The sequence below is a fragment of the Pseudomonas sp. Marseille-QA0332 genome (genome assembly GCF_054950175.1).
On the sequence record NZ_CM143106.1, the window covers coordinates 607,112 to 616,446 of the forward strand.

At 60.2% G+C, this 9,335-nt stretch carries 23 protein-coding genes; 20 read left to right on the forward strand and 3 right to left on the reverse strand.

The genetic code is table 11. From position 1 onward, the window contains the following. The 14 genes from ACY8GK_RS02975 to ACY8GK_RS03040 are packed head-to-tail and all read left to right on the forward strand — an operon-like array spanning nucleotide 1 to nucleotide 5,428. A complete protein-coding gene (locus ACY8GK_RS02975) occupies nucleotides 1–309 on the forward strand; it encodes a hypothetical protein (RefSeq protein ID WP_462402253.1) in 309 nt (102 codons plus the stop codon). Further along, entirely contained in the window at nucleotides 309–1,139 is an 831-nt protein-coding gene (locus tag ACY8GK_RS02980; protein WP_462402254.1) for a DnaT-like ssDNA-binding domain-containing protein, read from the forward strand. Before ACY8GK_RS02975 ends, ACY8GK_RS02980 begins: the two co-directional genes overlap by 1 nt. Further along, nucleotides 1,129–1,935 carry an ATP-binding protein gene (locus tag ACY8GK_RS02985; RefSeq protein WP_462402255.1) on the forward strand — a complete coding sequence of 269 codons (807 nt, stop codon included), beginning with the start codon at nucleotides 1,129–1,131 and terminating at the stop codon, nucleotides 1,933–1,935. The genes ACY8GK_RS02980 and ACY8GK_RS02985 overlap by 11 nt, the downstream gene beginning before the upstream one ends. Then, nucleotides 1,935–2,126, forward strand: coding sequence for a hypothetical protein (locus ACY8GK_RS02990; RefSeq protein ID WP_462402256.1), 192 nt, complete (start codon nucleotides 1,935–1,937; stop codon nucleotides 2,124–2,126). The genes ACY8GK_RS02985 and ACY8GK_RS02990 overlap by 1 nt, the downstream gene beginning before the upstream one ends. Continuing rightward, on the forward strand, nucleotides 2,126–2,458 hold the full coding sequence (locus ACY8GK_RS02995) for a hypothetical protein (RefSeq protein ID WP_462402257.1): 333 nt from the start codon (nucleotides 2,126–2,128) through the stop codon (nucleotides 2,456–2,458). The genes ACY8GK_RS02990 and ACY8GK_RS02995 overlap by 1 nt, the downstream gene beginning before the upstream one ends. Then, on the forward strand, nucleotides 2,455–2,640 hold the full coding sequence (locus ACY8GK_RS03000; RefSeq protein ID WP_462402258.1) for a DUF1382 family protein: 186 nt from the start codon (nucleotides 2,455–2,457) through the stop codon (nucleotides 2,638–2,640). The genes ACY8GK_RS02995 and ACY8GK_RS03000 overlap by 4 nt, the downstream gene beginning before the upstream one ends. Beyond that, complete coding sequence (locus ACY8GK_RS03005; protein WP_462402259.1) at nucleotides 2,640–2,918, forward strand: hypothetical protein; 279 nt, start codon at nucleotides 2,640–2,642, stop codon at nucleotides 2,916–2,918. Before ACY8GK_RS03000 ends, ACY8GK_RS03005 begins: the two co-directional genes overlap by 1 nt. Next, nucleotides 2,915–3,526, forward strand: a complete 612-nt coding sequence (locus ACY8GK_RS03010; protein WP_462402260.1) for a hypothetical protein — start codon at nucleotides 2,915–2,917, stop codon at nucleotides 3,524–3,526. Before ACY8GK_RS03005 ends, ACY8GK_RS03010 begins: the two co-directional genes overlap by 4 nt. Next, entirely contained in the window at nucleotides 3,523–3,681 is a 159-nt protein-coding gene (locus ACY8GK_RS03015; RefSeq protein ID WP_462402261.1) for a hypothetical protein, read from the forward strand. Before ACY8GK_RS03010 ends, ACY8GK_RS03015 begins: the two co-directional genes overlap by 4 nt. Next, on the forward strand, nucleotides 3,678–4,088 hold the full coding sequence (locus ACY8GK_RS03020; protein WP_462402262.1) for a recombination protein NinB: 411 nt from the start codon (nucleotides 3,678–3,680) through the stop codon (nucleotides 4,086–4,088). The genes ACY8GK_RS03015 and ACY8GK_RS03020 overlap by 4 nt, the downstream gene beginning before the upstream one ends. After that, complete coding sequence (locus tag ACY8GK_RS03025) at nucleotides 4,085–4,387, forward strand: nuclease domain-containing protein (protein ID WP_462402263.1); 303 nt, start codon at nucleotides 4,085–4,087, stop codon at nucleotides 4,385–4,387. The genes ACY8GK_RS03020 and ACY8GK_RS03025 overlap by 4 nt, the downstream gene beginning before the upstream one ends. Further along, nucleotides 4,387–4,752: a RusA family crossover junction endodeoxyribonuclease gene (locus ACY8GK_RS03030; protein ID WP_462402264.1), complete on the forward strand. Its 366-nt coding sequence runs from the start codon at nucleotides 4,387–4,389 to the stop codon at nucleotides 4,750–4,752. The genes ACY8GK_RS03025 and ACY8GK_RS03030 overlap by 1 nt, the downstream gene beginning before the upstream one ends. Then, complete coding sequence (locus ACY8GK_RS03035) at nucleotides 4,749–4,886, forward strand: hypothetical protein (RefSeq protein ID WP_462402265.1); 138 nt, start codon at nucleotides 4,749–4,751, stop codon at nucleotides 4,884–4,886. The genes ACY8GK_RS03030 and ACY8GK_RS03035 overlap by 4 nt, the downstream gene beginning before the upstream one ends. Then, a complete protein-coding gene (locus ACY8GK_RS03040; RefSeq protein ID WP_462402266.1) occupies nucleotides 4,883–5,428 on the forward strand; it encodes a hypothetical protein in 546 nt (181 codons plus the stop codon). The genes ACY8GK_RS03035 and ACY8GK_RS03040 overlap by 4 nt, the downstream gene beginning before the upstream one ends. Before the next feature lie 433 nt (nucleotides 5,429–5,861). Here the strand turns inward: ACY8GK_RS03040 and ACY8GK_RS03045 are convergent, their stop codons facing one another. Both ACY8GK_RS03045 and ACY8GK_RS03050 read right to left on the reverse strand, forming a co-directional pair. Beyond that, entirely contained in the window at nucleotides 5,862–6,323 is a 462-nt protein-coding gene (locus tag ACY8GK_RS03045; protein ID WP_462402267.1) for a type II toxin-antitoxin system HicB family antitoxin, read from the reverse strand. Between the two features lie 49 nt (nucleotides 6,324–6,372). Next, nucleotides 6,373–6,552 (reverse strand): type II toxin-antitoxin system HicA family toxin, encoded by a 180-nt coding sequence (locus ACY8GK_RS03050; RefSeq protein ID WP_085598729.1) that lies wholly within the window; start codon nucleotides 6,550–6,552, stop codon nucleotides 6,373–6,375. Nucleotides 6,553–6,652: 100 nt separating this feature from the next. Between ACY8GK_RS03050 and ACY8GK_RS03055 the strand changes: the two genes are divergently transcribed. The 4 genes from ACY8GK_RS03055 to ACY8GK_RS03070 are packed head-to-tail and all read left to right on the forward strand — an operon-like array spanning nucleotide 6,653 to nucleotide 7,752. Next, nucleotides 6,653–6,979, forward strand: a complete 327-nt coding sequence (locus tag ACY8GK_RS03055) for an MFS transporter (protein WP_462402268.1) — start codon at nucleotides 6,653–6,655, stop codon at nucleotides 6,977–6,979. Continuing rightward, nucleotides 6,976–7,284 (forward strand): hypothetical protein, encoded by a 309-nt coding sequence (locus ACY8GK_RS03060; RefSeq protein WP_462402269.1) that lies wholly within the window; start codon nucleotides 6,976–6,978, stop codon nucleotides 7,282–7,284. The genes ACY8GK_RS03055 and ACY8GK_RS03060 overlap by 4 nt, the downstream gene beginning before the upstream one ends. 19 nt (nucleotides 7,285–7,303) lie before the next feature. Continuing rightward, a complete protein-coding gene (locus ACY8GK_RS03065) occupies nucleotides 7,304–7,525 on the forward strand; it encodes a hypothetical protein (protein ID WP_462402270.1) in 222 nt (73 codons plus the stop codon). Continuing rightward, nucleotides 7,522–7,752, forward strand: a complete 231-nt coding sequence (locus ACY8GK_RS03070) for a hypothetical protein (protein ID WP_462402271.1) — start codon at nucleotides 7,522–7,524, stop codon at nucleotides 7,750–7,752. Before ACY8GK_RS03065 ends, ACY8GK_RS03070 begins: the two co-directional genes overlap by 4 nt. A gap of 73 nt (nucleotides 7,753–7,825) precedes the next feature. Here ACY8GK_RS03070 and ACY8GK_RS03075 read toward each other — a convergent pair whose 3' ends face one another. Next, nucleotides 7,826–8,113 carry a hypothetical protein gene (locus tag ACY8GK_RS03075; protein WP_462402272.1) on the reverse strand — a complete coding sequence of 96 codons (288 nt, stop codon included), beginning with the start codon at nucleotides 8,111–8,113 and terminating at the stop codon, nucleotides 7,826–7,828. A gap of 100 nt (nucleotides 8,114–8,213) precedes the next feature. On the opposite strand from ACY8GK_RS03075, the gene ACY8GK_RS03080 reads away from it, so the two are divergent. Continuing rightward, nucleotides 8,214–8,822, forward strand: coding sequence for a putative metallopeptidase (locus ACY8GK_RS03080; protein WP_462402273.1), 609 nt, complete (start codon nucleotides 8,214–8,216; stop codon nucleotides 8,820–8,822). Nucleotides 8,823–8,853: 31 nt separating this feature from the next. Then, the gene (locus ACY8GK_RS03085; protein ID WP_462402274.1) at nucleotides 8,854–9,330 is read left to right on the forward strand and encodes a DUF2280 domain-containing protein; all 477 of its coding nucleotides are present in this window, start codon (nucleotides 8,854–8,856) and stop codon (nucleotides 9,328–9,330) included. The last annotated feature ends 5 nt before the right edge of the window (nucleotides 9,331–9,335 follow it).

Consider the following 9,335-nt stretch of genomic DNA (forward strand, 5'->3'; position numbering starts at 1 on the left):
ATGCCGAAGAACACCTACCAGAAGCTGATCGAGCGCGCCGCACTGACCGCGCTTGAGCTGCACCAGATATCCACCCAGAAGAAGGCGCTCAAGGCCGAGCTGAGCTCGATGTACGACACCTTCTTTGCTGCTCATGGGCGCCCCGAAGGCCGCTTCGATCCTGAGAGTGACGCCTTCTTGCCGGTGATGAACTTCACCGAGTCCCAATTCCAGCGCGTGCAGACGGCCAAGAAGGCCGAATACAACGCCAGGCGTCGTCATGAAACGGCAATTCGGGCACTTGCTGCCCATTCAAAGGAGGTCGCGTAATGGCTGGCGACTGGATCAAATTCGAGCTCACCACCATGGATAAGCCTGAGGTCTGCCAGATCGCAGATCTTGCGGGCATTGATCCTGATGCAGTGGTCGGCAAACTAATGCGCGTGTGGGGTTGGTTCGACCAGCAGACCGAAGAAGGTAACGCTCCGAGCGTTAGCAAAAAGTTGCTAGATCGCATTGTTGGCGTTCTCGGATTCTGCGATCACATGAAATCGGTCGGTTGGATGGTTGAGGCGGACGGCCTGATCTCCCTTCCTCATTTCGAGCGCCATAACGGCAAGACCGCGAAAAACAGGGCCTTGACGGCTCGCCGCGTCGCCAACCACAAGAATGGTAACGGTGAAGGTAACGCTCGCAGCGTTAAAAGTGCGTTACCTAGAGAAGAGAAGAGAAGAGAAGATAAAAAGAACTCTCTCTCCGCGGGCGCGGATTCCTCGAAAGGTGGTGCTGACGCGGAAGACCAGCCAGCCGACCCCAAGCCTGTCGATCCCAAAGCGCCAGTTGAGATGACTCTGGACTGGATGCCTGATGCCAAATCGCTCAAGACCTACTGCGTTCACTACGGCGTATCCGTAGCCCTGTTCACCCCCGAGGCCATTGCCCCATTCACTGCGCACCACGAATCAAGTGGTGGGCTGCAAACCCAATCCAAATGGGTGCAGATGCTGGTCAAGTGGGTGAAGAACGACCAAGACCGAGCAAGCAATGTTCGCCAGTTCCCAAGCAAGGCGGCGCCATCTGCCAGCCGCCACCACGGCTTCGCTGACCGCGACTACACCGCCGGCCTGAAGCGTCGGGAGGATGGCAGCTATGCGCTCTGAGAAAGCCGTGAATGCCAAAGAGCCCAAGAAGCCGCTGAGCACCCAGCCGGCCAACTGCGAGAAGCATGGCCCGTATGAGCAGACCGTGATCTCCATCCTCGATCGTGAGCTGCGCGGCGGATGCCCTGAATGCAATCGCATCGCCACCCAGGAGCGTGAGCAGCGCGAGAAGGAGGAGGAGGCGTATCTGAAGCGTTTGTCGCTCTCCCGCAAGCTAGGGGATGCCTTGATCCCGAAACGCTTCGAGAAGCGTTCCCTGGAGAACTACAGCGTCGAGAACGAAGGACAGCGCAAGGCCCTGAGCTTCTGCCGCCACTACGTGAAGGTTTTCGACGAGATTGCCGAGACGGGTCGCTGCATGGTTCTGATCGGCAAGCCTGGCACCGGCAAGACCCACCTGGGCGTGGCCATTGCCAACGAGCTGCTGCACAAGACCGCCCGCACGGCCGTATACCGGACCGTGGGTTCTATCCTGCAGGCCATTCGCTCGACCTACGACCGCAAGAGCGAGCGCAGCGAGGGCGACATCCTGGCCAGCCTGATCGGCCCAGACCTGCTGGTTCTGGACGAGGTCGGGGTGAGCAAGGAGCAGCCCAGCGACTTCGAGCTGACGACCCTGTTCGCGATCATCAATGGCCGGTACGAGCAGATGAGGCCCACGGTGGTGATCTCCAACCTGGACGGTGAGCAGCTGCCAATGGCCATGGGCGAGCGCTGTGTCGACCGCCTGCGCGAGGGTGGGATGATCGTTGTGCCGTTTGAGTGGGAATCGCAGCGCGGAAAGGAGGGTTTCTGATGACTCCAGCACAAGAAATGACCGTGGCCCAGCTCAAGCGCCAAGGCTTCGAGCAGGTCGTTGAAGGCCGGGAAATCGTCCGGATGACCAAAGGCTCCGACCGCCGCGTGGTCATGGCCGACGGCAGCCAGAAGCGCGGCCACCACGTCGAGTTCAAGCGCGGTCCTGTGGCCGGCAAGGAGTGCAAGTGATGAAGAAGATTTTCTCGAGACTGCTGGATGCCGCTTTGATCGTGGCGCTGGTGTACGGCGGATCTGACGTGCGCACCTTCGCCTTCTGGGTTGTCGCCATCATGGTGCCGATGCTGTTCCTGGGCGTGTTTGCCATGGATGCAGTCCTCGCCGAGAAGATCCACGGTCGGTCGATGCTCAAGAAGACAGTCGGCGTCGCATTCCACTGCGCGTATGTGGCCGCGCTGATCTATGCCGGTTTCCCGGTTCTGGCAGCCCTGTACGCAACCGTTGCATTCGCCATCCGAGTTGCAGCCGAAACCAAGCTCACTGCGCAGGAGCAGCACTCATGAAGCGCGCAACCCCAGCACAGCTACGCCATCCCCTTGACGCAGCGCATGCCCTGGCCAAAGCAGGAATCACCTTCGTCTGCGTGCCAGTCATGAGCGAAAACGACCATTCCGACCTGATGCACCTGGCCAGGCAGCGTCTGGGGCAATTGGCTGAGCGAGCGGAAGCCGAGGAGAAGCACTGATGGACACCACCAAGATGATGCCCGAGGAGATGCTGGCGCAGTTCGACGCAGCGTTCCGAGTCAAGTTTGGGTGTGGCATTGCAGAGGTTGCCGCAGCACAGGATGAAAGCGGCATGGCGATGATGGGCGCAGCAATGTGGGCCTGGCAGGCCAGCCGCGAGGCCGTGGTGGTGGAACTTCCCGTGCACTTCAAGACCATGGCTGGTGACGTGATGTGGTCCGCCGATGTCCGTGAAGCACTCGAGGCCCAGGGCCTGAAGGTCGAGGTGAAGCCATGAACATCGACAAGCAAGAAATCAAGGCTATGGCCCTGGCCTGCGACCCAGCCAAGTGCGCAGACGAAGCCGAGGAGAGCCGGCGACTGGCCGAGTTCTACAGCGAGTTGACGCCTGAGTTGATCCTGGCCCTGCTCGCGGAGATCGAAGGCCTTACCGCACAGCATGGTCGCGACAGCGCGGAACTGCGAAGGCTGTGCCAGGCAAGGGATGATGCGAAACGGGAGCTAAATCACCTCAAGGGAGAGCTCGAAAGTGTTCTCAAAAATTACAGATCCCTGTGTGCATCCACGGCAAGCCTGAACTGCTCCGCCACCGCCATGGGTGATGAGATTGACCGTCTCAAGGCCGAGAACGAGGCGCTGCGCAGGATTATCAGTGAGTCGGCGACTGCTTGCGGGGCTGCCGTATCGGTCGAGTGCAGCCTTGAATTCATGCAGCACCTGCCGGGCGAGATCGCTTTGGTAATCGGTGCGCTGCGCAAGGATGCCGAGCGGTACCGGTGGCTTCGCATGCCATGGCAGGAACAGCGCCAAGTTAAGGCTTGGACCTCGCTTGAGATCATGGATGAAAACATCGACGCGGCCCTGGCCAGGGAGGTGAGCCGATGACCGCCTTCATTGCTCTGCTGGCCTTGATCCTGGGTATATCGATCGGATGGGCTCACGCGCACTACACCGTCGCCGACGAGTGCGAGCGCCTGGGCAAGTTCTACGTGGGCAAGCGCACCTTCGAGTGCATCAAGATCGAAGGGGGTGAGAAATGACCCTCCCATCTTTCCCACTCCGCACCGAGCAAGACCGCGCCCGAGCCATCCAGATGCTGAACCGGGTCGACCTGACCCGGGGCATCACCTGGTCCATGCGCGAGGAGGTCCGCAGCGACGCTCAGAACCGCCGCATGTGGGCCATGTTGCGCGACATCGCCCGCCAGGTTGAGTGGTACGGCCAGAAGCTGAGCGACGAGGACTGGAAGCACGTATTCAGCGCCTCGGTACAGCAGCAGCGCGCCGTGCCCGGCCTGGATGGCGGGTTCGTCGTTCTGGGCATCTCCACCCGCCGCCAGTCCAAGAAGTGGTTCAACGACATGTTCGAAGTCATGGAGGCGTTCGCGGCAGAAAGGGGCGTCAGGTTCACCACGGCCGATCATTGGGGCATAGGAGCAGCGGCATGAGAGTCGTGAGCAAGAAGGTCCGCGAGAGCGCCAAGGGCCAGGACTGCACAGTCCGCATCCCGGGCAAATGTAACTTCGACCCGGCCACCACCGTCCTGGCTCACCTGCCATGCGGCCAGAAGGGCATGGGCATGAAGGGATTCGACACCGTGGCGGTCTACGCCTGCAGCGCCTGCCACGACGTCCTCGACGGGCGTGGGCGGGGCGAGGTGGACTGGTCAGACATGCCTCGAGCCATCGCCGAGACTCATGAGGCCCTCATCCGGGCCGGCATCCTGACTGTGAAGGGAGCCGCCTGATGGAACTGAACTTGCCATACCCACCGAGCGTGAACACCTACTGGCGCCATCCCGCCACGGGCAAGCTCGCCGGTCGGCACCTGATCAGCGAGAAGGGGCGCCAGTACCGCGCCGAGGTGTGCCGGTCGATCCGCGATACCGCCCAGGGGCTCGCCTGCCGCCTCTCTGTGACGATTGAGTGCTTTCCCCCTGACAGGCGCAAGCGTGACCTAGACAACGTCGCCAAGGGCCTCCTAGACGCCTTGTCGCACGCTGGCGTTTGGGGAGACGACGAACAGATCGACGACCTGCGCATCGTGCGCCGGGAAGTCACCAAGGGCGGCGCCGTCCGCGTCCGTATCGAGCCGATCAAGGAGGCTGCATGAACCCTGAACACCTGGTCATCGGCCTGCTGATCCTCGGGCTCTACCTGACAGGCCTGATCTACAACGTCATGACGCACCTGGCCATCAAACGCATTCTCGAACACACCGACAGCCGCAGTGAGGGCCGGAAATGAAATACCAAAACGTGATTTCCGCAGTGGTTCGCGCCCTGGCGGCTGAGACGATCAACAGTGCCGGCGGGTGCGACTTCGAGCCGAAGGTGCAGGCCGCGAAGCAGAAGGGCGCCATTGTCGGGAAGGAAGAGGCTTTCCTAACGGATTGCTGGGTGTTCGGCAGGCTGCACAAATCCCTCTCCGCAGATCACTGGCGGCACTTGGTGGCGAAGTATTCGACCCACGTCGACCGCAAGCATGCCGCCATCGAAGAGATCACTCGGGCATTCCGCTCGCCAGCGCCCGAGCGTTTTCGGCATTGCGCAATTGTCACCTGGGCCATGCCCAAGCTGCCCGGCGTGGACGGAAAGCGGAGCACAAATGTTCTCCCGGCGGCCTGGTACGAAATGGACAACTGGTCGAACGAGCCACACCCTATTAAGACGCAGGAGCGGTGGAGGCGGGACATCCGCAAGTCATTGGAGAACACCGTGAGCCTGGCCCTGATTGAGGTTCAACACATTCTCGAAGATGAAGGCTTATTGGTGGCACATGCTGCTTGACATGCAGTGAGCCATTGAGCCAATATCGCTCCATCCTGTCATTCCTGCGCACGTTGAGGAGTGACCCGAAAAGCCCGGCCACCGCGTCGGGTTTTTTTGTGCCCGGAAAATGTGCAGAGACCACTGCCAGGGTGGCCCAATCGGGATGCCTGGACGCGGATAAGCCGGTAGTGCCGCGACGCTGTAAAACACCGGCAGCCCAGGCGCCTGCACCTCACTTGCTATGCGGGCGGCTTGAGGCGGGGAAGGCGAGACCGATGCGTACGGGCGTTGGCGCTGTACCTGCCTATGGCGGACAGGAGGGGAGAGACCCTCGCATATGCAGATGAATGCGCAGGCTGATGCGCCTCAGTGGTCGAAGACTGTGCCGGAGATCAGCACCGGCCATCTGCGCTAATTCAAAGACAACTCGCCGCGATGGGCTTTTTCGTCCTCACCCATAGACCGGCGCTGACTCATCAGCGACGGAGTGGTAGCGCTTGACCTCTACCGTCAGATGCAGCCCTAGGCGATCCAGAGCGACTTCCAGTTGTTCCATTTTGGAAGTGTGAAGGAAGTCCACCAGGCGGTCCCCCTGAGTTTGAGATACGTCGAGCAGACGGCACAGGTCAGCCTTGCGCATGCCGCGAGCCATCATCTCGTTCCATAGGTGAATTTTGGCCACAGTCACAGCCGGCAGATAGATAGTTTCTTCCCCGTCCTTTGGGGGGGTTGCCTCAGGAATAGCCCTGCGCTGGTCGACGTAGATCGACAGCGTTGTCTCGATGGCGTCAACAGCTTCGCTGATGGCGTGCTCGCGGTCGTCACCGTAGCTGTTCAGCTCAGGTAAATCTCGGCAAAAGACTGCCAGGCCAGGCGTAGTATTGGTTTCGAAGCGTATAGCGTAGTTGTACATGGTCACTCCCTACGGTGATGGTTCAGCTCGCAGCATGGCGAAGGGGGCTCTAGAGCCCCAGTTGTTTAATGATCGCCTTGCGGGTCGGTTCTGGCATTTCCTTGGCACCGTGGTCCGCGAAGACAGTCTGTTTGCCGTTTGGGGCCGTGATCTTGAAGTGGCTGCCTTTAGCTGCTTCGAAGGTCACCCCTTGGGCCTTCAACCATCGTCTGAACTCGCTGAACTTCATCACCTCGTCTCTGTTGTTTGGATGAGTCCAGTATACAACAGATTTGTGGTATTACAACACTTTTGTGGTATTTCTACTGCCCCGGTTTGGAGTCGAGCGCATGGAGAGTTTTCACCGCCTGCTCGAGAAATTCGACTGGATGATTGCGGGCCTGCTCGGGGCCTTAGTCGCCACCCGCTGGCACAAGGATGACCTGACAGACCGAAAGGCCTGGCTGCTCTTCCTGTTCACCGGCATGGCCTGCGCCCACTACCTCACCGGCATGGTCAGCAACTACTTCGGTATCACCGAGCCCCGCAGCGTTGCGGGCGTGGGTTTTCTTCTCGGCACCTTCGGTGGCTCTCTCATTGCCGCCATCAACCGAGCGATCAAAGCCGCCGATCTATGGTCTGTCATCAGGTCCAAGTTCGGAGGGCCTAGCTCATGACATACGAATACATCAACGCCATCGCGGCCGGGTTGATCGCCATCTGGGCGACCTGGTGCGTGCTGAGCGGCAAGGTGCGTGACGGGGTGCTGGGCAAGATCCTGTATGCGGTCATTGCCATCAGCGGCTATGCCATCCTGGCCCGATCCGAGCGCATGTTCTTCACCGCCAACACGGCCTGGGCCACGCTGATGGTCGCGCTAGCCCTGGCGGGTATGCGTCACATGTTCGTGCTCACCTACTGGCCTCGGGTTAAGCGCTGGATCTGCCGGCACCTGGACTGCGAGCGCTGCAAGGCTGAGTGATCCGCGCCACAAAATCGAGATGCGCCGTTTCGTGGCGCGAGGTTTTCCCATGCCGCCTACTGCACAGATCCACGACATCGCGGATCGGCGGCCTCACGTCGCTATCCAGGCGTCCGACGCCATCCACGTATTACCCCTCTCCCTCCTTGAGGATGTAGCCAAGGGCACCAAGCCGTCAGAGATCCTGACCGAGCCTGTCGTGCGGCGCATCGTTGAGGAGTGGCTGGAGCTGACCAGATGAACCGACAACAAATCGCAACGGCTGAGAGACTTTTCGGCGAGCGTGACCGTCTGCAAAGCCTATTCGACAAGGCTTCAGCAAAAGGCGGAATCACCCTTCAGGTGTGCGGAACCTACCAGGAAGATGACGTGGTAGCAGCCGCCAGAGGTCCGGTGCTGGATCTTTTGCGCAAGAAAATCAACTCCATCAACTCAGATCTGCAGCAGCTGGGCTGGGATGGTAAGTAGGAATAGCCATGACAACCAAGCAACCCGACTGGGAGGCGATTGAGCGTGCTTCTCAGCCGAGTTAGCCGCGTGACTACTGACTGATCTGCTGGAAGAAGCAGGCGCCTACCGGCTGACCTGTGCTAGCGCAGCCTTCATGGATTTCAGCGAGCCCTTGAACAAAGCTACCGATGCAGAGACCGAGCAAAGCTGCAATCACCAGGTAGGCCAGCACTCTGTCAGTGGGCATAGGCTCCCGCTTCATCCACGCGTCCATGCATCTGGCTCCGTAAAACAGCATGTAGAGCGCCATGAGCGCGAGAATCCCGCATAGGGAGTAGAAGCCAAGCGTAAAGATGGATAGTGGTTTGAGAAATTCCATTGCAAGTCTCCTTTGTTGGGTGCACATGGATTCAACCACTATCCGGCTATGCGTTCATCTCAACTCGATGTAGTTACTCCTGTTCAGAAGCGAGCACAGCGTGAGCAGACCAATACCGCCGCCGCATTTGCTGGATCAGGTGTTTCTGACCCTGTGTCCAGCTCCCGAGGTATGGGATTGGGTCAACGCCGAGATACTGGCCGACGTCGGCAGCCTGCGTAACCCCGACCACGCCCATCTGTTGGATGCCAACGTTCAGGTGCTTTGGGCGTCACAGTCATTCGCCAAGCAGGGCCGCACAGTGCTGGGTCAGGCCGAGCGAGTGATGCATCGCGCTGGTGGCTGGCAGAAGGCGCGCCAAGAGCAGCAGATGCGGGAGTGGTTCGGCGAGGAGCCCCAGTTCCTCATCACGCTGGCCGCTGACTACTGCGCTCAGTGCACTGACGCCGAGTTCTGCGCCCTGGTCGAGCATGAGCTGTACCACATCGCCCAGGCGACCGATCAGTACGGTGCGCCCAAGTTCACGCAGGACGGCATGCCCAAGCTGGAGATGCGTGGGCACGACGTCGAAGAGTTCATCGGTGTAGTCCGCCGCTACGGTGCGAGCAACGACGTACAGCAGCTGATCGACGCTGCAAGCCGGCCGCCCGAGGTGGCTAAGATCAACATTGCGAGGGCCTGCGGAACCTGCCTGCTCAAGTCGGCCTGAATCCTGACAGGTCCTGACGAGCGAATACCCTATGGCAACACTACGAAGCGAGGTCAAAGCCTTCATTGTTCAGGCTCTGGCCTGCTTCGATACACCGTCCCAGGTGGTGGAGGCCGTCAAGAAGGAATTCGGCTTGGAGGTCAGCCGCCAGGTCTGCGAAGGCCACGACCCGACCAAGTACGCCGGGCGCGGCTTGGCTCAGAAGTGGGCAGACCTGTTCCATGAGACCCGCAAGCGCTTTCGCGAGGAGACAGCAGACATCCCGATCGCCAATCGAGCCTATCGCCTCCGCGGCCTTGGCCGTATGGCTGAGAAGGCCGAGAACATGCGCAACCTGGCGCTGACTGCCCAGCTGTACGAGCAGGCTGCCAAGGAGTGCGGCGACATGTACGTCAACCGCAAGATCGAACCTGACAAGCCCCTGGGTTCCCAGGCAGACCAGCAGCACGCCGTTGCTGAGTACACGCTGGAGCCAGACGAGAATGTCCCGACTACCCCGTACCTATGACCCGC